Source organism: Antribacter soli, assembly GCF_021568775.1.
Classification (GTDB): Bacteria; Actinomycetota; Actinomycetes; order Actinomycetales; family Cellulomonadaceae; genus Antribacter; species Antribacter soli.
Genome location: NZ_JAKGSG010000039.1, coordinates 1 through 20,757, shown reverse-complemented (window position 1 = coordinate 20,757; position 20,757 = coordinate 1). Strand labels below are relative to the sequence as shown.

Genomic DNA, 20,757 nt, shown 5'->3' with positions numbered 1-20,757 from the left:
CGCGCTCACAGCCCCGCCAGCCTGGCCTCGCCGCGCGACGCGAGCCGGTCACGCAGGCGCGCCGCCTCGTCCGGGGGCAGGCCCGGGATCTGCGCGTCGGTGCCGACCGATGCCGTGTGGAGCTGGACCTTCGCCAGGCCGAGCTTGCGGTCCAGCGGACCTGCCTCCACGTCCACGTACTGCATGCGGCCGTACGGCACGACCGTCAAGGACCGGAACATGAGGCCCTTGCGGATCAGGAGGTCGTCGTCGCGCTCCGCGTAGCCGATCGCGCGGACCTGGCGCGGCACCACGAAGGCCACCAGGGCGAAGATCGCCGCCGGGATGCCCGCCAGGATCCAGAACCACGGCGACGCGGCGAAGGCCAGGGCGACGCCCACCAGGACCGGGATCCCGAGGGTGATGGCGGCTGGAACCAGCCGCGCGGTCACGAGCCGGGGAGACACGCGGCTCCAGGTCACTGCCGGCGGGTCGAACGGGCTGGTCATGCCGCCATTGTCCCATCCGCGCGGCGGAACGGACCCTGGTGCGTCGCTCCGGACCGGTGTCGCACACCCCACACCGGCGCCGGAACGGCCTCAGGCGGGGGCGGGCGAGCCGTCCTCGCCGGTGCGCCCCTCGTCGGCCTCGGCGGCCCGGGGCCGCACGACGCCCCGGCCGCCACCCGTCGAGTCGTCGCCGGGCGGCGGCAGCTCGCAGAACTTCTCGACGACCAGACCGATCACCGTGAGCACCAGCGAGCACAGGGCCGCGACGCCCGCAGCGACGGCGTGGGCGCGACGCGGCTCGATCGCGAGGTCGGGCAGCACGACGAGCATCTGGGCGACGTACCAGCCGCCGAGCAGCGCGCCCGCCAGCGACGCGGCCTTGGCGAGCACGAGCGTCCGTGCCGCACGGAGCCCGTCGAGCGACGGCCGGGAGCCCTTCTGGTAGGCGCGCACGGCCCAGCCGAGCCGGAAGACGATCCCGGCGAGAACGAGGATCGCGGCGTCGACCACCCAGGGCACCGCCGGCAGGTAGACCCCGCGCGCCTCGAGGCCGCGCAGGAGGAGCCAGCCCGCCGCGGCGACCGCGACAAGGGCGAGCAGAAGCGTCCGGACGGAAGTACGGCGCATGTCAGGTGTCGCGCCCCCGGCCGTCGTCGCGCACCGGGGCCCAGCTCGGCACCGAGTCGACCAGGTCCGAGGACTCCTGAGCCGCCTGGGCGGCGTGCGGGCCGCCCGGGACCCCGGTCACGAGGCCTCCCGCGGCCGGCGCACCGGTCATGGAACCGCCGGGCACCGGGCCGCCGGACATGGACGCGCCGGGCATCGGGCCGCCCGGCAGCGGGATCGCCACGGACGGGACCACCGGCGCCTGGCCGATCGGCGCGAACACCGGGCGAGCCGGCTCGTCGCCGCCCGCATGCACGTTCCCGACAGGCATCGCCGGCGGAGCCTGCCGCCCGTCGCCCACCGGGGCGAAGGACGGCGCGCTCACCGGGGCGCTGGGGGGCACGAGCGGCTCGTGCGTCGTCTCCTGGCGGGCGGTCTCGCGGACCGCCAGCGGCACCGGGGGAGCCGGCGGCGCCGGAGCGACCGTCGGCGCCGGTGGCGCCATGAGGAAGGCCTCCTGGGGCGCGGGCACGGCCGGGCCGCTGGTGTGGAGCTGCGGGTGCCCGAGGGAGCCACTCCCCATCGCCTGCGGGTGCGGGTCGGCCTGCAGCACCTGCGGGCTCACGGGCACGGAGCCCGGGACGGCCGGCGGGACCGGTCCGCCGCCGAACGCCTGCGGGAGGGCGCCCTCGACGGGCGCCGGCTGACCGGCGGCCGGCGCGACCGACGGCGGCATGGCCACCGCGTGGGGCTGTGACGGGGGTCGAGGTGCCTCGGCCATGGACGGCGCGCGGCCGACGTCGGTCGCGCCGCCCTGCGTCTGGTCCGCGTCCGAGAGCCAGTCGAGGGCGAGCCACCGGATGCCGGCGCGGTCGGGCGCGGTCGCCGCGAGGGCCGCGACGGGGCCGCCGCCCAGGCCGGGCAGGACCGCGTCAGGAGCCACCTGCGACCAGGGCTCCAGCACGAACGCGCGCTCGTGGGCGCGGGGGTGCGGCAGCTCCAGGTCGTCGGCGACGGCGGTCAGCGTGCCGTACACGATGATGTCGATGTCGAGAGTGCGCGGGCCCCACCGCTCGTCGCGGACGCGGCCGTGCGCGCCCTCGATGCCCTGTACCGCGTGGAGGAGGTCACGTGCCGAGAGGGTCGTGCGCGCCAGCAGCACCGCGTTGAGGTAGTCGGGCTGGTCCGGTCCGCCGACGGCGGCCGTGCGTGCGAGCGGCGACACGTCCGTGATCTGCAGCCCCGACACCCGGTCGAGCGACGTCACGGCCGAGCGCAGCGTCGCCTGCGGGTCGCCCAGGTTGGCGCCGAGCGCCAGGACCACGTCCACCCAGCCTGCGGGAACCTCGTCCATGCGGTCGTGCGACCGCTCGCCGTGCGGTGCCTCGTGCCCGACGCCGGCCGCACTCTCGGGAGCACCCGCCCCCTGTGTGGGGGCCTCGTTCCAGGACGGCGCGGGCGTGTCGTCCCAGGACGGCTGCTGCGGCTCGGGCACCTGCTGCTGCGGCACCTGGCGCGCCGGCTCGTGCTGGACGGGCTCCTGCTGCGCCTGCTCGAACCACGCGGGCTCGGCCGGGGCGACGGGCTCCGGCGCCCACGGAGCCGTGCTCTCGGACACCTGCGGAGCCTCGAAGGCTGCGGCGGGCTCGAATGTGGCGGGCGCCGCCTCGAACGCCGCAGGCGCGGGCTCGAAGACCGGACGTGTGGTCTCGAACGCCGGCGCCGGCTCGAACGCCGCGGGCGCATCGTACGAGGGGGACTCGTACGACGGAGGGTCGAACGACGGCGTCTCGTAGGCGGGTTCCGGGGTGGCGGGCTCGAACACCGGCACCGTCGGGGCGAACGCCGGCGGAACCGCCGCGGCCGCGGCGTACTGCTCCGCCGCGAACTGCTCCTCGCCGTACTTCTCCCCGCCGTACTGCCCGGCGGGTGCGCGCTCGGCATACTGCTGCTCGGGGTACGCCGGGTCCGCGCGCTCGCCGAAGCCCTGCTCCGCGAACTGCTGCGCGGCGGACTGCTCGGCGTACGGCTCGTGCGGAGCGGGCTGCTGCGGCTCGGGCTCCTCCGCCGCGAACGCGCCGGGCTGCGCCGCAGCCTCCGCCGCGGGGGCCGCCGGCGCGGCGACGCTGGGCGTGCGGACCCGGTCGCGCCGGATCGCCACCTCGACGTCGGCGAAGGGGACCGGGATCGGCGCGTGCGGCTTGTGCACGCTCACGTCCACCGTGATCACCTGCGGGCGCGCGAGCACCACGGCCGCGATGCGCTCGGCCACCGTCTCGACCAGGTCGGCCGGCTCCCCGGCGAGCACGTCGTACACGTCCTGCGCGACCTCGGCATAGCTGACGGTGTCAGCCAGGCGGTCGCCCTCCGCGGCGGCACGCGTGTCCACGTGCAGCACCACGTCGGCGCTGAAGTCCTGGCCCGTGGCCCGCTCTGTCGAGAGCACGCCGTGGTATCCCCGTGCGGTCACGCCGCTGATGCGGATCTGGTCGAGCGGCAGCCCGTCCGGTGCCGGGACACCGGATCCGTAAGCAGTGGTCACCGTGGTCTCCCCCCGTCGTCGTTGCTTGCCCTCGAATCCTGCCAGGTCGACGCAAGCCCCCCAGCACGACCGGCGTTCTGTGTGGCATTGCCCACAGCCGGACCGGCGGCGTCGGCCCAGGCCGCGGCGACGCGGACGGCGTCCGCGCTCGCCCGCACCGTGTGCACGCGCACGCACCACGCACCGGCCGCCGCGGCCAGCGCGGAGACCGCTGCGGTCGCGTCGTCGCGCGCACGCGGCGGCGCCGGGTCTCCCGACGAGTCGGCCAGGAGATGGCCGAGGAAGCGCTTGCGCGAGGCCCCGACGAGCACGGGCCGGCCGAGGGAGTGCAACGCGTCCAGGTGCGCGAGCAGCGGCCAGTTGAGCACGCCGGCCTTCGCGAACCCGAGGCCGGGGTCGAGGATCACCTGCTCGTCGCGGACGCCGGCCGCTCGCAGGGCGTCCAGGCGCTCGGCGAGCTCGGCGCGCACCTCGGCCACGACGTCGTCGTACACCTCGAGCGCGTCCATGACGTCCGCGTGGCCGCGCCAGTGCATCGCGACGTACGCCGCGCCGGTCGCCGCGACGACGCGGCCCATGTCCGGGTCCGCCAGGCCGCCCGAGACGTCGTTGACGACCCGGGCGCCGGCCTCCACGGCACGCTCGGCCACGACCGCGCGGGTCGTGTCGACGCTCACGACGGCGCCGTGCTCCGCGAGCCGGCGGATCACGGGCAGCACCCGCGCCAGCTCCTGCTCGACGGGCACGCGCACGGCCCCCGGGCGGGTCGACTCGCCGCCCACGTCGAGGATGTCCGCGCCCTCGCCCAGGAGCTCGAGGCCGTGCGCGACGGCGGCGGCCGGCTCGAACCACTCTCCGCCGTCGGAGAACGAGTCCGGGGTCACGTTGACGACGCCCATCACGAGCGTGCGACCGACCCCCGACAGCTCCGGGAGGCCCGCTATGGCCGCATCGCGGCCAGGAGGCGACGAAGCCTCCGAACCCGACCACGCCTGCGAGACCGACGGCCCCGCCGCAGCGCGACGAGGTGAGCCGACAGGCTCACCCGACCACGCCTGCGAGACCCGCCGCATGACCAAGGATCACTTCCCGATGATGAGGCTCATCGCCTCGGCACGGGTCGCGACGTCGCGCATCACGCCGCGCACGGCGGACGTGACGGTGCGGGACCCGGGCTTGCGGACCCCGCGCATGGACATGCACAGGTGCTCGCACTCCACGACCACGAGCACGCCGCGCGGCTCGAGGATGCGCACGAGCGCGTCCGCGATCTGCGACGTCATGCGCTCCTGGACCTGCGGCCTGCGGGCGTACACCTCGACCAGGCGCGCCAGCTTCGACAGGCCGGTGATGCGCCCGTCGGCGCTCGGGATGTAGCCCACGTGGGCGATGCCGTGGAACGGCACGAGGTGGTGCTCGCACGTCGAGTAGACCTCGATGTCCTTGACCAGCACCATCTCCTCGTGGCCGAGGTCGAAGGTGGTGGTCAGCACGTCCTCCGGCTCCTGGCGCAGGCCGGCGAAGATCTCCTCGTACGCGCGTGCCACGCGCGCCGGGGTTTCCCTCAGGCCCTCGCGGTCCGGGTCCTCGCCCACGGCGAGGAGGAGCTCACGAACCGCCGCCTCCGCGCGCGCGAGGTCGTACGGCGGGATGTCCGCGGCCCGGCGTGCGGGCGCGGACACCGGGGCGAACTGCCCCTGCGGCGTCATTCCGAGACCGCCCCGTCCGGGCCGCCCTCGACCCCGCCCGGCGTCGCGTCCGGACCGGCCGGGTAGCCGGCGTCGACGACCGCCTCGTCCTGCGGCACGACTTCCTTGTGCCCGTTCATCGCCGCCTTCTCGGCCGGCGTCATGACCGGGCCGCGGGTGTGGACGGTGCGCTCGTCGCTCGACAGCCAGACGTCACGGGCAGATCGCTTCACGACGGACGCGAACACCTCCGCCAGCTCGGCCGTGCCCAGCGTCTCCTTCTCGAGAAGGCGCAGCACCAGCTCGTCCAGGACGTCGCGGTACTCGGTCAGCACCAGCCACGCCTCGTCGTGCGCGGCCTCGATGAGCTTGCGGACCTCGTGGTCCACGGTGCCCGCGACCGACTCGGAGTAGTCGCGCTGGTGACCGATGTCGCGGCCCAGGAACGGCTCGCCGCTGCCGGTGCCCAGCTTGATCGCGCCCACCCGCTCGCTCATGCCGTACTCGGTGACCATCTTGCGGGCGATCGCCGTCGCCTTCTCGATGTCGTTGCTCGCGCCCGTGGTGGGGTCGTGGAACACGATCTCCTCGGCCACGCGGCCGCCCATCGCGTAGGCGAGCTGGTCGAGCAGCTCGTTGCGCGTCGTCGAGTACTTGTCCTCGAGCGGCATGACCATCGTGTATCCCAGCGCGCGACCGCGCGGCAGGATCGTCACCTTGGTCACCGGGTCGGTGTAGCGCATCGCCGCGGCGACCAGGGCGTGCCCGCCCTCGTGGTACGCCGTGATCTTCTGCTCCTTGGTGTTCATCACGCGCGTGCGCTTCTGCGGGCCCGCGACCACGCGGTCGATGGCCTCGTCCAGCGCGCGGTCGTCGATGAGCTGGGCCCCGCTGCGTGCGGTGAGGAGCGCTGCCTCGTTGAGCACGTTCGCCAGGTCCGCGCCGGTGAACCCCGGCGTGCGCCGGGCGACGCCCGCGAGATCCACGACCGGGACCATCGGCTTGCCCTGCGAGTGCACCTTGAGGATCGCCTCGCGGCCCTTGAGGTCCGGCGCCTCGACGGCGACCTGCCGGTCGAAGCGGCCCGGGCGCAGCAGCGCGGGGTCCAGGATGTCCGGCCGGTTCGTCGCGGCGATGAGGATGACGTTCGTCTTGACGTCGAAGCCGTCCATCTCCACGAGAAGCTGGTTCAGCGTCTGCTCACGCTCGTCGTGACCGCCGCCCATGCCGGCGCCGCGGTGGCGGCCGACGGCGTCGATCTCGTCCACGAAGATGATCGCCGGCGAGTTCTGCTTCGCCTGCTCGAACAGGTCGCGCACGCGGCTCGCGCCCACGCCGACGAACATCTCGACGAAGTCCGAGCCCGAGATCGAGTAGAACGGCACGCCCGCCTCGCCCGCGACGGCGCGCGCGATGAGCGTCTTGCCGGTGCCGGGCGGGCCGTACAGCAGCACGCCCTTCGGGATCCGCGCACCGACCGCCTGGAACTTGGCCGGCTCCTGCAGGAACTCCTTGATCTCCTGGAGCTCCTCGACCGCCTCGTCCACGCCCGCGACGTCCGAGAACGTGACCTGCGGCATGTCCTTGGAGATCAGCTTGGCGCGCGACTTGCCGAAGCCCATGACGCGCGACCCGCCGCCCTGGACCCGGGAGAACAGGAACCAGAAGATCACGCCGATGATCAGGAACGGGAAGAGGATCTGCAGCATCGATGCCCAGAAGCTGGGCTGCGGCACCTCGGAGTTGAACCCGTCGGGCAGGTCGGCGTCGGCGACCGCCTCGACGATCTGCACGCCCTGGGGCGCCACGTAGAAGAACTCCACGGTCTTGCCGTGGTTCACCTCTTCGGCGGCGTCGCCCTCGCCCTCGCCCTCGGTCGTGACGTAGTCCTCCGACAGCTCGAGGCGCACCCGCTGGTCGCCGTCGACGACCAGGGCACTGCTGACGGTGTCTCCCGTGAGCAGGGCAAGGCCCTCGGACGTGTCGATCCGCGACACACGGGGCCCCTGCAGGGTGCTGAAGGCCAGGAGGATGAGGAGCAGCGCGGCCACGACCCAGATCAGCGGCCCGCTCAGAAGCTTCTTGATGTTCATCGGCGACGGGGACTGCGCCCCGCATCCCTCCCGCTCGCGCAACGTCTTTGCGACGAAACTACACGGTGAGCCTGGATACAGGCCCATCGTTGCGCTCAGCGCGTAGCGCCGGCGCATCGGACACACCACCCAACGCGCGACAGCTGCCGTTCGTGCCGGGCCGCCGGTGTGATGTGCGTCCCGACCCGGGCGACGGACGTGCCCGGGGCGGCCCGCCGGCGTCGGGCAGCGGCGGCCTCTCGGCTTCCGCCGGCCCAGGATCGCCTGGACCCTCGCGGGAGGCGCTCGTCGAGATGCTCTGCCGCGGCCCAGGATCGCCTGGACCCTCGCGGGAGGCGCTCGTCGAGATGCTCTGCCGCGGCCCAGGATCGCCTGGACCCTCGCGGGAGGCGCTCGTCAGGTCAGCCGCCGTACACGTGGGGCGCCAGGGTCCCCACGAACGGCAGGTTGCGGTACTTCTCCGCGTAGTCGAGGCCGTAGCCCACGACGAACTCGTTCGGGATGTCGTAGCCGACGTACTTCACCTCCACATCCACCTTCGCCGCCTCCGGCTTGCGGAGCATCGCCGCGATCTCCACCGACTCCGGGCCCCGCGAGCGCAGGTTCTGCGCGAGCCACGACAGCGTGAGGCCCGAGTCGATGATGTCCTCCACGATCAGCACGTTGCGGCCCGTGAGATCCGTGTCGAGGTCCTTGAGGATGCGCACGACGCCGGACGACTTCGTGCCGCTGCCGTACGACGACACCGCCATCCAGTCCATCTGCACCTGCGAGTGCAGGTGCCGGGCGAGGTCGGCCATGACCATGATGGCGCCCTTCAGCACCCCGACGAGGAGCAGGTCCTTGCCCTCGTAGTCGGCGTCGATCTGGCCGGCCATCTCGGAGAGCCTCTTCTGCAGCTGCTCCTCCGTGAGCAGGATGTTCGCGAGGTCGTTACCGACGTCGGACTGGTCCACGGGTCACTCCTGTGTTGTGCCTTGGTGCCCGGGCTCCCCGACTGACCCGGTGGTGCCGGGTGGCGGGGCTGGGCGCAGTAAGAGCCTGCCATACGCCCGCCACGCTCGTGCGTCGCCCGGCAGGTGGGCGGGGCCCTGTCCACGCCACGAGACGACCAGCGCGTCCAGGGCGTCCACGTGCCGGCTCGACGTCGTCACGCCCGCCTCCGCGGCTGCGAGCCGGAGCGCCCGGCGACGCAGCGCGGCGGGGGCGTCGGCGAGGGTCGCGACGTCGAGAGCCTGCGCGCCCGCGGCGTCCTCCCCCGCCGGGACGCGAGCCCGCTGCATCAGGTCGTGCGCCAGCGCGTCCAGGGCGTCGGCGTCGGCGCTCAGGCCGTCCGCGGTGCGGGCCAGCGCCTCCGCGACGCCCGGGCCCAGGACCTCCTCCAGGACGGGCAGCGCCAGTCGGCGCACCCGCGTGCGGAGCGGGATCCCGGCCAGGGCGGCGGAGGCGGCCGGGACGACGGGCGCGCCCGGGGCGAGCGGGACGTCGTCGGGCAGCAGGTTCGTCGGGTCGGTCCACCAGTCCAGGCCGAGCGCGGCGCAGACCGCCTCGGTCTGCGTGCGGCGCAGGCCGAGGAACGGCCGCCGGAAGACGCCCCGCTCGCGGGGCATGCCCGCCAGCGACCGCGCCCCCGATCCGCGGGCCAGGCCCAGCAGCACCTGTTCTGCCTGGTCGTCGAGGGTGTGGCCCAGCAGGACGAGCGTCGCGCCGGTCGCCACGGCCACCTCCTCCAGGGCGGCGTAGCGCGCCCGGCGCGCCTCGCCCTCCGGCCCGTCGCTGCCCGACGCCGGCCGCCCGGCCGGGTGCACCCGGCGGACCTCCACCGGGTCCAGGCCGAGCTCCCGGCACTGGTCGGCGGCGCGCGCCGCCACCCGCTCGGAACCCGGCTGGAGGCCGTGGTCCACCACGACGGCGCCCGCCCGGACCGCGTACCCAGGCGACCGGACCGACTTCCCGACCCGGCCCGCCTCCACCGCGAGCGTCGCCGCGAGGGCCAGGCTGTCGGCCCCGCCGGAGCAGGCCACGAGCACCAGCGCACCCTCGGGCAGGCCGGCCAGGGCGGCCCGCGCGGCACTGCGCGCCGCGGCGACGGCGGGGTCGACCCGGCCCATGCGCTGTCCTCCGTGTCAGGCGGTGTCGATGACGTGTCAGGCGGTGTCCATGACGTGTCAGGCGGTGTCGATGACGTGTCAGGCGGTGTCCATGACGGCTGAGCCTGCGATTCCGCTCCGGGCGGGCTCCTTGCTCCGCTGCGGACCCACCCTGCGCTGCATCTCCGGCTCAGCCGTGGACCCGGCGCACCCAGGCGCGGGCGTCCGCGATCTCGCGGGCGGACGGCAGGTTCGCCGGCGACGCCCACACGGCGTTGAGCCCGTCGCGCCCGACCGTGCGCTCCACCGCCCGCACGAAGGCCGCGCCGTCGCGGTACTGCGCGAGCTTCGCCTCCATGCCGAGGAGCTTGCGCAGCACCACGTCGAACCCGGGCCGCCCCTCGCCCTCGCGGCGACGCTCGAAGCGCGCCCGGATCCGACGCACGGACGGGACGACCCGGGGCCCCACCGCGTCCATCATCACGTCGGCGTGGCCCTCCAGCAGAGCCATGACGGCGGAGATCTCCGCCAGCCCGTCCTTCTGCGCGGGCGTCAGGAGACCCTCCACGAACGTGCCGCCCTCGCCGCGCAGCGCGTTCAGCACGGCCCGGCCGATCATGGCGAACTTGCGGTCCAGGCGGGCCCGGGCCAGCTCGGCCGACGTCTCGGTCAGGCCCGCGGCCAGCGCGCGCGTCCTGCCCGCGAGGTGCTCGGCCAGCCACGGCGCCGCGGCGAACTGGAGCGCGTGCGTCTGCTCGTGCAGGCAGATCCAGAGGCGGAAGTCCCCGGGTGGGACACCGAGCGCCCGCTCGGCCTGGAGAACGTTCGGCGCGACCAGCAGGAGCCGCCCCGCGCCCGAACCTGCACCGCCGGCGAGACCGCCGGGCACGGCGCTGTACGGGTCGAACTGCCCGAGCACCCGACCGCTGAGGAGCGCGAGCACCGCCCCCACCTCGGCGGCACCCGCGAGCTGGGCGGCGGGGCCCACAGGGCCGGCCGCCGCGAGGACGGCGTCCCCGAGGCCCTCGGTCATCGCGGCCATGACCTGGGTGTTCGCCCGGGCCCAGGAGGCACGGTCCACCACGACGACGCGGCCCAGCGCGGTGGTGAGGGACCCGTCCGGGGCGACCCGTCCGACGTCGGGCAGCGGCGTCGCGCTGGAGGCCGGGAGCATCCGCGTGACGTCGAGGACGTGCCCGACGGCGGTGCCCGCCGCCGAGCGCAGGCCTGCGACGAGCGCGTCGAGCTCGGCCCGGGGCGCCTGGGGCCCGGGCGGCGAGAGGCGCGCTGCGATCTGGGCGGCGGCGGGCCAGTCGACCACGCCGGCCCCGGCGGAAGGTTGCGTCACCACTCCACCGTAACGAAGGAATCGCCGAGGTAGTCGCTCCGTCCCTGGCGACAACGCGTGAGCGTCGCGCAGATGGGGACGGAGCGACTACCCCGGCATGCTCCGGGCGTCAGGCGGCGGTGGACAGCGCGGCGAGCCTGCCGACGAACTGGTCGACCGCGGCGCGCGCGTCGAGGGGGTTGGCCGTGTACTGGTCCGCCATCACGACGAAGACCAGCTGCCGGTCGTCGCCCGTCATCACCGTGCCCGCGAGGGAGGTCACGTTGGGCAGGCTCCCGGTCTTCGCCCGGACGACGCCGCGCCCGGCGTTGTCACCCGTGAACCGGTTCGCGAGCGTCCCGTTGAGGCCGGCCACGGGCATGCCCACCGCGACGCTGCGCAGCGCCGGGAACGCCGGGTCGACGAGCAGGTCGAGGATGCTCGCGAGCTGCGCCGCGGTCAGGCGTGAGCCCGCGCCGAGCCCGGAGCAGTCGGCGAGCGCGGCCCCCGTCAGGTCGATGCCGAGCCGTGCCACGGCCGCGACGACGGCCTGGGTGGCGCCGTCGCCGGTGCCGGGCAGGCCGGCCTCCAGCGCCACGAGCCGGCCGACGACCTCGGTGATCGTGTTGTCCGAGTTGTGCAGGAAGAACTCGACCACCTCCGGCACCGGCGCCGACTCGACCATGCCGAGCTCCTGGGCCCCGGTCGAGGGCGCCTTCGTCTTGACGACGTTGCCCTCGACCGTCACGCCGCGTTCGGCGAGCCGCTCGACGAACGCCTGCGCGGCGGCCATCCCGGGGTCGCTGGCACGCTGACCGTCGTCGCTGTAGTCGGCCTGCAGGAGGCCGACGTTGACGCCCAGGGCGGCCACCGGCGCGATGTAGCCGGCGGCGATGTTCGCCGGGTCGATGGACGGCGCGTAGACCGCGCCCGTGAACAGCGTCTCGTCGAGCGCGAGGCGCACCGTCGTCTGGCCGGTCAGGTTCAGCGTCCCCGCCACCTGGTCGGCCAGGTCCGCGAGCCCCGCGCGGCCGTTGATCGCCGACGGGTTCCCCGCGCCGGACGCGAGCATCATGTCGCCGCCGCCGACGAGGTAGAGCGTGTCGCCGTCGAACACGACTCGTGTCGGCAGGGTCCGGTCCGCGATCGGGGAGGAGAGCGCCGCGACGGCCGTGAGGACCTTCTGAGTCGACGCGGGCACCATGAACTGGTCCTGGCCCGTCTCGCCGAGCGTCTCGCCGGTGAGCGCGTCCGCGACGACCACGCCGACGCGCGAGCCCAGCCGGGGGTCCGCCGCGACCTGGGCCACGAGAGACGCGATCTCGGCCTCCGACGGCACAGGCGCCTCGGGCGAGAGACCCGCGAGCAGCGGCGCGACGTCCGGGCCGTCGACCGCGCCCGGGGCGTCCGGGAACGGGGCCGGCGCGGGCCACGGCTCGGCTGTCGTGAGCATGCCGGGCACGGCGTCGTACGCGTCCGCGGCGAGGTACCCGCCGATCAGCGCGACGACCGCGACGACCGTTGCGCCCGAGCGCAACCCCCAGACCATGCGCTTCCTCTCGCTCGTCGCCGGACGACCGCATCTACCAAGCTGGTCCCGACCCGTGTTGGCGGCCCGCCGACCGGCGGACCGTGCACAGTGCGAATTATCACCTAAACGCGCACCCTCACAGGACACCACGAGGCCGGGTGAGGCACAGGTGCCATGGCAGACTGGGCTCCGCGCAACGCAGCCAGACTTGGAGGAAGTCAGTGGAGTTCGACGTCACGATCGAGATCCCGAAGGGTCAGCGGAACAAGTACGAGGTGGACCACGAGACCGGTCGAATCCGCCTCGACCGCATGCTCTTCACCTCGACCCGCTACCCGGACGACTACGGCTTCATCGAGGGCACCCTCGGCGAGGACGGCGACCCGCTGGACGCGCTGGTGCTGCTGGAGGAGCCCACGTTCCCCGGCTGCCTCATCCGCTGCCGCGCCCTGGGCATGTTCCGCATGCGCGACGAGGCCGGCGGTGACGACAAGGTCCTCTGCGTGCCGACGGGCGACCAGCGCGCGGCCTGGCGCCAGGACATCGACGATGTCTCGGACTTCCACCGCCTGGAGATCCAGCACTTCTTCGAGGTCTACAAGGACCTCGAGCCCGGCAAGTCCGTCGAGGGCGCCCACTGGGTGGGCCGCACCGAGGCCGAGGCCGAGATCGAGCGCTCCATCCAGCGTGCGATCGACTCGGGCTACTACGCCAAGCACTGACACTTCTTTGCCCGACGACGGACGGGCCTTGCTGTGGGCAGCGGGCGGGCGGGTACCGTGAGCGCATGCTCGGAACCGTGATCCACGGCCCCCGCGACGTGCGCGCGCAGGACCTGCCCGAACCGTCCGTCCTCACCCCGAACGACGCCGTGATCCGCGTGGTCGCGGCCTGCGTCTGCGGGTCCGACCTGTGGCCCTACCGGGGCACGACGCCCACGCGGGCGCCCCACGGCATCGGCCACGAGCTCGTCGGCGTCGTGGAGGAGCTCGGCGGGGACGTGACGAGCGCCAAGGTGGGCGACTTCGTCATCGTGCCGTTCTCCTTCGGGTGCGGCGAGTGCCAGGCCTGCCTGGCCGGCTACCCGTCCGCGTGCGACCGCGTCACGTTCTACGGCGGCCAGGACCGGGACGGCCTGCCCGTCCTGGGCGCACAGAGCGCGCGGGTCCGCATCCCGTTCGCACAGTCCACCCTCGTCCCGGTGCCGGTCCCCCTCGACGAGCTCGAGGCGAAGGGCCTCGTCCCGAGCCTGCTCACGCTCTCCGACGTCATGTCCACCGGGCACCACGCCGCGGTCTCGGCGAACGTCGGCCCCGACACCACGGTCGTGGTGGTCGGCGACGGCGCCGTCGGGCTGTGCGGTGTCATCGCCGCGAAGCGGCTGGGCGCGTCCCGCATCGTCATCATGAGCCGGCACGAGGACCGCGCTGCGCTAGCGCGGGAGCTCGGCGCGACCGACGTCGTCGCGGAGCGCGGAGCCGACGGCGTCGCCGCCGTGCGCGAGCTGCTCGGCGGGCTCGCCGACTGCGCGCTCGAGTGCGTGGGCACGGACGTGTCGATGGAGCAGGCGCTGGGCGTGGTGCGGGGCGGCGGCTCGGTCGGCTTCGTGGGGGTCCCGAATGGTGGTGCCGAGCTGCCGATCCGGCAGATCTTCGGGCGGAACCTGCACGTGGGCGGCGGGATGGCGCCTGCGCGGGCGTACATCGAGGAGCTGCTGGCCGACGTGCTGTCGGGCGCGATCGAGCCCGGGCGGGTGTTTGACCTCACGCTGCCGCTGGCCGAGGTGGCGGAGGCGTACGCCGCGATGGACGAGCGGCGGGCGACGAAGGTGCTGCTGCGGCCGTGAGGGTGGGCGGTTGGGGACGGTGGCCTCGACTCTTCCGGCGGGATCGGAGGCTGCTACCCAGTCACCGGTGTCGAGCTCTTCGATCGGCACCACGCCGCCGTCGGCCGTCCGCACCAGCGTCCCTCGGGACGAAACTGTTCTCGCAGCCGACCTTCGCTGCGGCCCCGGCGGCCCGGGCAACCCTGACGGCCTTGACCGCGCCGAGACCCGCCGGTCCTGAGGGCTGCGGCGGCGATGCCGACGCCCATCTCCAAAGCCTTGGTGGTGTTGCCCGAGGCGGCCTAGGTGACCATCAAGACAGCCAGGGCCGCGATCCCGACGGGGCCAGGGATCATCGCAGCGACTTCACCAACGACGACGATGGCCCTGACACGCGGTCACGTCTCCGTGCCGGTCGATCATCTGCGAGGCCCGGTCCCCCGTCGCCGACGTCTGGACCAAAGGGCCCGTCGAGGCCCAAGGTCGATCCGCTCTGCCCCCTTGAGCTCTCGCACATCCCCGTGCGGGAAGCCTGGACCACCCACCGCTGGACGCCCGTCCCGATCGACGACCCCTGATACTCGCCCGACCTACCGGTTCGAGCACGAAGGCGACGCGCCCGAGCTACGTGTGCCATTCGCGACCGCCTATGGCCGCCGCGGCCTCCTCGATCATCATCTGAGCGGTGTCGCGTTCCTCGCTGGTGTCACCCAGATTTGAGCCGTACGCGGCCCCGATCGCCTGATCTGTGTCGGGACCCTGGCGGACCCAGGCCTCCATGATGACTCTGAGCCCGACCTGCGCGTTCTGAGCGTGCTCGACAGCGAGCCGGTCCAGAACCCACCGCGCGACCGCCACCTTGGGCATCGCGAACACGTGCCCGGGCTCGGTCGGCAACCTCGAGCCCACGAGGTCCAAGCCGTGGAACTCCGTCCAGTCGAGCCGGGCGCCGGAAAAGTCGCACGTTCCGCAACGTCGTCCGCTGGAACGAGCAATCCTCGATCGTGCACTCTCCGAAGCTGGCATCCTCCGTCGTTGCCCTGTCGAAGACGCAGTCCCGGATCGCGACGTCATTCAGCCTCAGGTGCGCCCACGTCGCGCCCGTGAGGTCCAGTCGCTCCCATGTGACCTTCTTCATCGACACTACGCCGAGGTGCCCGTCCAGGCTCTTGCCGGCAGCGATCAGGTCTGCCGAGTGCCGGGCGAATTCGACATTCCGCAGGTCATCACCTCCAGAAGATTCCGGTCCCACGACCGTAAGACGAATACCTCTTGACATGCTTGTCCCAAGCGGATCGGGTGGTCGTGTCGTACCACCTGCCATTCGTGTAGAAGTCTGGACAGGACTTGCCAGGATTGCAGACGTTCAAGTGCGTCAGGCGTCGACCACCGTGTCCACTTTTTCCCTCAATGGGTACATGGGCGGAACGAAGTTCACCCGCTCTGCTGTCCACGAGCGCCAAGCATGGACCGCGCGCCGACGACGCCAGACATGCGGCCGGTTCCCCGCGGGACCGACCGACTACCTCTCGCGTGACGGGCAAGCGGCAGCCCGCATCACGGCCGCCCCGCGAACGCCATCGCGCTCGACATCCGCAGCGCCGTCTCCCGGACAGGCGTGCCCGGGTACACGGCCTCGATCATGCGCCCGCCGCCCGCGTAGATCGCGACGTGGAAGATCGTCGACGGGTCGGCCGTGTCGGTCGCGTAGAAGATCAGGTCCCCTGGGCGCAGCGCGGAGTAGGCGACCTTGCCGACCGCCAGGTACTGCGACCGCGACGTCCGCGTGATGCTCACGCCTGCGCTCGCCCACGCGCCCGAGGTCAGTCCGGAGCAGTCGTACGCCGTGGGGCCGTTGCCGCCGGGCTGGTAGTCCAGCCCGATCTTCGAGCGCGCCCACGCGACCGCCGCCTCGCCCTGGGCGACGCTCCCCACGGACACGCCCGTGCTCGGCGGAGGCGGCGGCTTGGGTGCCGGCGTCGGCGTCGGCGAGGGGGTCGGGGCGGGGCTCGCCCCACCGCCCGACGCCGGCGGCTCGGCCGGAGCGGTCGGCTCGCCCGGGCCGTCGCTCCCCCCGCCCGGTGCGGGGCCGGCGCCGGGGCCGCCCGGCGTCGGACTGTTCGTCGTGGGCTCCGCCGCCGCCTGCCGCTCCAGCGCCTCGCGGGCCGCGGCCTCCTGCGCTGCCAGCTCCGCGGCGGCCCGGTCGGTCTCGCGCTGCCGCTCGACCTCGACGCTCGTGGCCCGCAGCTCGGCGAGCCGGGCGACGAGCTCGGCGCGGCGCTGCTCGGCGGCGGTGGTCTCCTCCTGGAGGGCGGCCGCGGCGAGCCGGGCGGCGTCGTACGTGCGCGCGGCCTCGTCGGCGGCCTCCTGCTGGGCGTCGCGGGCTGCGGACCAGCGGGCGTCGGCGGACTCGGCCGCGGAGCGCGCGTCCTGATACGCGGCGAGTGATGTGCCGAGCCTGCGCTGCACGGCGCGGGAGGCGGCGTCCTGGCCCACGACGTCGCTCACGTCGTGGGCGCCCAGCAGCACGGCCAACCCGCTCGTGTCTCCCGCGCGGGTGGAGGTGCGGTACACCTCGGCGAGGGAGGCGCGCGCCGCGACCTCGCCGGCGCGGGCCTCGACGGCCTCGTCGCGGGCCCGCTCCGTGGCGGCGGTCGCGTCGGCGAGCGCCTGCTCGGCCTGGGCGTGGTCCTCGGCGGCGACCTGGACGCGGACCTGCGCGGCGGCGAGGCGCGTGCGCAGGTCGTCGAGTGCGGCATCGGCCTCGGCGACGTCCATCTCCCCTGCCGCGGCATCCGCCCGGGCGGCGGCCACGTCGTCGTCCGTGACGCTGTCGGCGCGGGCGCCGGCCAGCGTGACGTTGCCCCACGGCAACGAGAAGCCCACGGCGAGCACAAGGATCATGACGGCGCGCCACGGCGCCCTCTTCCAGCTCATGTCTGCCCCCTGTCAGCGGCCTGCCCGGACACTCGTCCTCGACAGGCCCTCCGAGCCCAGGTTCACTTGCACGAGACGATCGCGCGACCGGAAGAGTCGGACATGGCATCCGGGCGCAAGGCGACACGCCGTCTCATTTCTGAATCTCATGATGCAAGACACCCCTTTCGGCGACGGCGAGGGCCGTCTACGGTCACTGCCATGACTCGTCGAATGTGTTGCTGAAGCCAGCGCACGTTCGCCTGCCCACGGCCGACCGGCCGTCCACCGCGTGCGCGCAACCGGATCCGCCGCGGACCACTCCTGATGAGCAGGCCCTGAGGACGTCGCGGTCGGTTCAGCCCACCAGCAAGCCCGCAGGCCCAGGAAGCAGGAGAGCCATGACTCAGCCCCAGTGGTCGTTCGAGACCCGCCAGATCCACGCCGGCCAGGAGCCGGACCCCGCGACCGGCGCCCGGGCGCTGCCGATCTACCAGACCACGTCGTTCGTGTTCCCCGACGCCGGAGTGGCCGCGGCACGCTTCGCGCTGCAGGACCTCGGGCCCATCTACACCCGCATCGGCAACCCGACCCAGGAGGTCGTGGAGAACCGGGTCGCGAGCCTCGAGGGCGGCGTCGGCGCGCTCCTCGTGGCGTCCGGCCAGGCCGCGGAGTCCCTGGCGATCCTCAACATCGCCGAGGCGGGCGACCACGTGGTCGCGTCCGCGAGCCTGTACGGCGGCACGTACAACCTGCTCCACCACACGCTCCCGAAGTTCGGGATCGAGACCACGTTCGTGAACGACCCGCACGACCTCGGCGCGTGGCGCGCCGCGGTCCGCCCGAACACCAAGCTGTTCTTCGGCGAGACCATCCCGAACCCGCGCTCCGACGTGCTCGACATCGAGGGCGTCGCCGCGGTGGCGCACGAGGCCGGCGTCCCGCTGGTCGTCGACAACACGGTCGCGACGCCGTACCTCATCCGCCCGCTGGAGCACGGCGCCGACATCGTGCTGCACTCCGCGACGAAGTACCTGGGCGGGCACGGCACCGCCATCGGCGGCGTCATCGTCGACGGCGGCTCGTTCGACTTCGCCGCCGACCCGGAGCGCTTCCCGGGTTTCAACACGCCCGACCCGAGCTACCAGGGGCTCGTCTTCGCCCGCGACCTCGGGGTCGGCTCGGCCCTCGGCGCGAACCTCGCGTTCATCCTCAAGGCCAGGGTCCAGCTCCTGCGCGACCTCGGTGCTGCGATCTCCCCCTTCAACGCCTTCCTCCTCGCCCAGGGCATCGAGACGCTGTCGCTCCGGGTCGAACGGCACGTCGCGAACGCGCAGCAGGTCGCGGAGTGGCTGGAGGCGCGCGACGACGTGCGCGGGGTCCACTACGCCGGCCTGCCGAGCTCGCCGTGGCACGCGAACGCCCGCAAGTACGCCCCGAAGGGCGCGGGCGCCGTGCTGGCCTTCGAGCTCGACGGCGGCGCAGACGCCGGCCAGGCGTTCGTCTCGGCCCTGCAGCTCCACTCGAACGTCGCGAACATCGGCGACGTCCGGTCCCTCGTGATCCACCCCGCGTCCACCACGCACTCCCAGCTCACCGCCGAGGAGCAGGCGCTGTCGGGAGTCACGCCCGGCCTCGTGCGCCTCGCCGTCGGCCTGGAGAACGTGGACGACATCCTGGCCGACCTGGAGCTCGGCTTCACCGCCGCGAAGAGCCTCCTGGGTGAGGAGTCCAAGTGACCACCACCGCGGACTGTACGACGGCGGACGAGCCCGCCGCGACGCCGGCGCCGCCGTCGGACGACGTGCTCGCGCCGTCGCGGACCCGGGAGAAGCCTCCCGTGCCCGCGTCGGGCGCGTGGCGCGAGGGCGACTCCGCCGGGCGCCGGCGGTTCGCCGACCTCGGGGCGTTCGACCTCGAGGCCGGCGAGCGCCTGCCCGCGGTCCGCGTCGCGTACGAGACGTGGGGCGAGCTCGCGCCCGACGGCTCGAACGCCGTGCTGGTGCTGCACGCCTTGACGGGCGACTCGCACGTCACCGGTCCCGCCGGCGAGGGTCACGCGACGGGCGGGTGGTGGGAAGAGATGGTCGGGCCGGGGCGCCCGATCGACACCGACAGGTACTTCGTCGTGGTGCCGAACGTCCTCGGCGGGTGCCAGGGGACGACCGGCCCGTCGTCGCCCGCCCCCGACGGGCGGCCGTGGGGCGGGCGGTTCCCGTTCGTCACGACGCGCGACCAGGTCGCGGTCGAGGTGGCGCTGACGCACGCCCTCGGCATCACGTCGTGGGAGCTCGTCATCGGCGCGTCGATGGGCGGGCTGCGCGTGCTGGAGTGGGCGCTGCTCGGGCCGGAGGCGGACATCGAGGTGCGCAACATCGCGGCGATCGCCACGACGGCGCAGGTGGGCGGCGACCAGATCGCGTGGTCGCACCCGCAGCTCGCGGCGATCCGCATGGATCCGCGGTTCCGCGACGGCGACTACTACACCGCGCCCGACGGCGAGGGCCCGCACGCCGGCCTGTCCGTGGCCCGGCAGATCGCGCACACCACGTACCGGTCGGCGTTCGAGCTCGACAACCGGTTCGGGCGCCTCCCGCAGGGCGGCGAGGACCCGTTCGCGGGCGGGCGGTTCGCCGTGCAGTCCTACCTCGACCACCACGGCGACAAGCTCGCGCGACGCTTCGACGCCAACTCGTACGTGGTGCTCACCGAGTCGATGCTGTCCCACGACCTCGGCCGCGACCGCGGGGGCGTGGAGAACGCGCTGACCCAGATCACGGCGCGCTCCCTCGTCGTGGCGGTGGACAGCGACCGGCTGTTCCCGCCCTCGCAGTCCGCCCGGCTCGTGACGTGGATCCCCGGTGCTGATCCGCTGCGGATCGTGACGAGCGACCACGGGCACGACGGCTTCCTCGTGGAGTTCGACCAGATCGGGCCGATCGTCGCGGAGTTCCTGGCCGGGGAGTGAGGCGCCCGGATGCCCCGGCGGGGGCGGCGCCGGCGCAGTGGCCGCCTCGCCCGGCGGGTGTCAGTGGCTCGTCCTAGCCTGGGGTGCGGGCGGTGAGGACGCCGCTCGCACCCATCCGGCCGGGCTCACCGGCCAGAGCCCGAGGAGTGGTCAGCGTGGCAAAGCTCAACCCGTACCTCAGCTTCAAGACGGAGGCCCGGCAGGCCCTGGACTTCTACCAGTCCGTGCTCGGCGGCACGCTGGACGTCAGCGCGTTCGGCGACATCCCCATGGAGGGCATGGAGGTGGGCGAGAACGAGAAGGACCTCGTGATGCACGGCCAGCTCGACACGCCGGCGGGGCTCACGCTCATGGCGTCCGACACACCGTCGTTCATGGAGTACGTGGCCCCCACCAGCGGCATCACCGTCTCGCTCTCGGGCGGGCCCGAGGACCGCGAGTACATCCAGTCCGCGTTCGACAAGCTCTCCGAGGGCGGCAAGCCCGGCGTCCCGCTGGACCTCGCGCCGTGGGGCGACTACTACGGCCAGCTCACGGACAAGTTCGGCATCGCCTGGATGTTCAACATCGGCACGCAGCAGCAGTAGCGCACCGCGGCCGGGGGGGGGGGGCCGGGGGGGGCCCCCCCCCCCCCCCCCGCCCCCCCCCCCCCCCCCCCCCCCGGGGCCCCCCCCCCGGGGGGG

General features: G+C 73.7%; 17 protein-coding genes. 5 read left to right on the top strand and 12 right to left on the bottom strand.

The features are described 5' to 3' along the window. Positions 1 to 5 precede the first annotated feature (5 nt). From L1785_RS14255 to dacB, 10 genes are all read right to left on the bottom strand, one after another. A complete protein-coding gene (locus L1785_RS14255; protein WP_236089940.1) occupies positions 6 to 488 on the bottom strand; it encodes a PH domain-containing protein in 483 nt (160 codons plus the stop codon). A 90-nt stretch (positions 489 to 578) separates the two neighbouring features. Further along, positions 579 to 1,115 carry a DUF3180 domain-containing protein gene (locus tag L1785_RS14250; RefSeq protein ID WP_236089939.1) on the bottom strand — a complete coding sequence of 179 codons (537 nt, stop codon included), beginning with the start codon at positions 1,113 to 1,115 and terminating at the stop codon, positions 579 to 581. A gap of 1 nt (position 1,116) precedes the next feature. Continuing rightward, complete coding sequence (gene folK / locus L1785_RS14245; protein ID WP_236089938.1) at positions 1,117 to 3,636, bottom strand: 2-amino-4-hydroxy-6-hydroxymethyldihydropteridine diphosphokinase; 2,520 nt, start codon at positions 3,634 to 3,636, stop codon at positions 1,117 to 1,119. Next, positions 3,633 to 4,535: a dihydropteroate synthase gene (gene folP / locus L1785_RS14240; protein WP_236089937.1), complete on the bottom strand. Its 903-nt coding sequence runs from the start codon at positions 4,533 to 4,535 to the stop codon at positions 3,633 to 3,635. Before folP ends, folK begins: the two co-directional genes overlap by 4 nt. Before the next feature lie 183 nt (positions 4,536 to 4,718). Further along, positions 4,719 to 5,345, bottom strand: coding sequence for a GTP cyclohydrolase I FolE (folE, locus tag L1785_RS14235; RefSeq protein WP_236089936.1), 627 nt, complete (start codon positions 5,343 to 5,345; stop codon positions 4,719 to 4,721). Beyond that, a complete protein-coding gene (gene ftsH / locus L1785_RS14230) occupies positions 5,342 to 7,417 on the bottom strand; it encodes an ATP-dependent zinc metalloprotease FtsH (RefSeq protein WP_236089935.1) in 2,076 nt (691 codons plus the stop codon). Before ftsH ends, folE begins: the two co-directional genes overlap by 4 nt. Before the next feature lie 401 nt (positions 7,418 to 7,818). Beyond that, positions 7,819 to 8,373, bottom strand: coding sequence for a hypoxanthine phosphoribosyltransferase (gene hpt / locus L1785_RS14225; RefSeq protein ID WP_236089934.1), 555 nt, complete (start codon positions 8,371 to 8,373; stop codon positions 7,819 to 7,821). 3 nt (positions 8,374 to 8,376) lie between these two features. Continuing rightward, positions 8,377 to 9,528 carry a tRNA lysidine(34) synthetase TilS gene (gene tilS / locus L1785_RS14220; protein ID WP_236089933.1) on the bottom strand — a complete coding sequence of 384 codons (1,152 nt, stop codon included), beginning with the start codon at positions 9,526 to 9,528 and terminating at the stop codon, positions 8,377 to 8,379. Between the two features lie 169 nt (positions 9,529 to 9,697). Further along, on the bottom strand, positions 9,698 to 10,855 hold the full coding sequence (locus L1785_RS14215; RefSeq protein WP_236089932.1) for an Rv3626c family coenzyme F420 biosynthesis-associated protein: 1,158 nt from the start codon (positions 10,853 to 10,855) through the stop codon (positions 9,698 to 9,700). Between the two features lie 109 nt (positions 10,856 to 10,964). Next, on the bottom strand, positions 10,965 to 12,383 hold the full coding sequence (gene dacB / locus L1785_RS14210; RefSeq protein WP_236089931.1) for a D-alanyl-D-alanine carboxypeptidase/D-alanyl-D-alanine endopeptidase: 1,419 nt from the start codon (positions 12,381 to 12,383) through the stop codon (positions 10,965 to 10,967). Positions 12,384 to 12,586: 203 nt separating this feature from the next. On the opposite strand from dacB, the gene L1785_RS14205 reads away from it, so the two are divergent. After that, positions 12,587 to 13,087, top strand: coding sequence for an inorganic diphosphatase (locus tag L1785_RS14205; protein ID WP_236089930.1), 501 nt, complete (start codon positions 12,587 to 12,589; stop codon positions 13,085 to 13,087). A 65-nt stretch (positions 13,088 to 13,152) separates the two neighbouring features. Further along, complete coding sequence (locus tag L1785_RS14200) at positions 13,153 to 14,211, top strand: zinc-binding dehydrogenase (RefSeq protein WP_236089929.1); 1,059 nt, start codon at positions 13,153 to 13,155, stop codon at positions 14,209 to 14,211. 603 nt (positions 14,212 to 14,814) lie between these two features. Here the strand turns inward: L1785_RS14200 and L1785_RS14195 are convergent. Both L1785_RS14195 and L1785_RS14190 read right to left on the bottom strand, forming a co-directional pair. Then, positions 14,815 to 15,066, bottom strand: coding sequence for a hypothetical protein (locus tag L1785_RS14195; RefSeq protein ID WP_236089928.1), 252 nt, complete (start codon positions 15,064 to 15,066; stop codon positions 14,815 to 14,817). Between the two features lie 681 nt (positions 15,067 to 15,747). Beyond that, positions 15,748 to 17,127 carry a C40 family peptidase gene (locus L1785_RS14190; RefSeq protein ID WP_236089927.1) on the bottom strand — a complete coding sequence of 460 codons (1,380 nt, stop codon included), beginning with the start codon at positions 17,125 to 17,127 and terminating at the stop codon, positions 15,748 to 15,750. A 380-nt stretch (positions 17,128 to 17,507) separates the two neighbouring features. Between L1785_RS14190 and L1785_RS14185 the strand changes: the two genes are divergently transcribed. From L1785_RS14185 to L1785_RS14175, 3 genes are all read left to right on the top strand, one after another. Continuing rightward, complete coding sequence (locus L1785_RS14185) at positions 17,508 to 18,845, top strand: bifunctional o-acetylhomoserine/o-acetylserine sulfhydrylase (RefSeq protein WP_236089926.1); 1,338 nt, start codon at positions 17,508 to 17,510, stop codon at positions 18,843 to 18,845. 65 nt (positions 18,846 to 18,910) lie between these two features. After that, complete coding sequence (metX, locus tag L1785_RS14180; protein ID WP_236089943.1) at positions 18,911 to 20,074, top strand: homoserine O-acetyltransferase MetX; 1,164 nt, start codon at positions 18,911 to 18,913, stop codon at positions 20,072 to 20,074. Between the two features lie 155 nt (positions 20,075 to 20,229). Then, positions 20,230 to 20,661 (top strand): VOC family protein, encoded by a 432-nt coding sequence (locus L1785_RS14175; protein ID WP_236089925.1) that lies wholly within the window; start codon positions 20,230 to 20,232, stop codon positions 20,659 to 20,661. Positions 20,662 to 20,757 lie beyond the last annotated feature (96 nt).

Excerpts from the sequence above, each read along its gene's own strand:
- L1785_RS14255 (WP_236089940.1), bottom strand. The coding sequence starts at position 488 with ATGACCAGCCCGTTCGACCCGCCGGCAGTGACCTGGAGCCGCGTGTCT.
- L1785_RS14250 (WP_236089939.1), bottom strand. The coding sequence starts at position 1,115 with ATGCGCCGTACTTCCGTCCGGACGCTTCTGCTCGCCCTTGTCGCGGTC.
- folP (WP_236089937.1), bottom strand. The coding sequence starts at position 4,535 with ATGGGCGTCGTCAACGTGACCCCGGACTCGTTCTCCGACGGCGGAGAG.
- folE (WP_236089936.1), bottom strand. The coding sequence starts at position 5,345 with ATGACGCCGCAGGGGCAGTTCGCCCCGGTGTCCGCGCCCGCACGCCGG.
- ftsH (WP_236089935.1), bottom strand. The coding sequence starts at position 7,417 with ATGAACATCAAGAAGCTTCTGAGCGGGCCGCTGATCTGGGTCGTGGCC.
- tilS (WP_236089933.1), bottom strand. The coding sequence starts at position 9,528 with ATGGGCCGGGTCGACCCCGCCGTCGCCGCGGCGCGCAGTGCCGCGCGG.
- dacB (WP_236089931.1), bottom strand. The coding sequence starts at position 12,383 with ATGGTCTGGGGGTTGCGCTCGGGCGCAACGGTCGTCGCGGTCGTCGCG.
- L1785_RS14200 (WP_236089929.1), top strand. The coding sequence starts at position 13,153 with ATGCTCGGAACCGTGATCCACGGCCCCCGCGACGTGCGCGCGCAGGAC.
- L1785_RS14190 (WP_236089927.1), bottom strand. The coding sequence starts at position 17,127 with ATGAGCTGGAAGAGGGCGCCGTGGCGCGCCGTCATGATCCTTGTGCTC.
- L1785_RS14185 (WP_236089926.1), top strand. The coding sequence starts at position 17,508 with ATGACTCAGCCCCAGTGGTCGTTCGAGACCCGCCAGATCCACGCCGGC.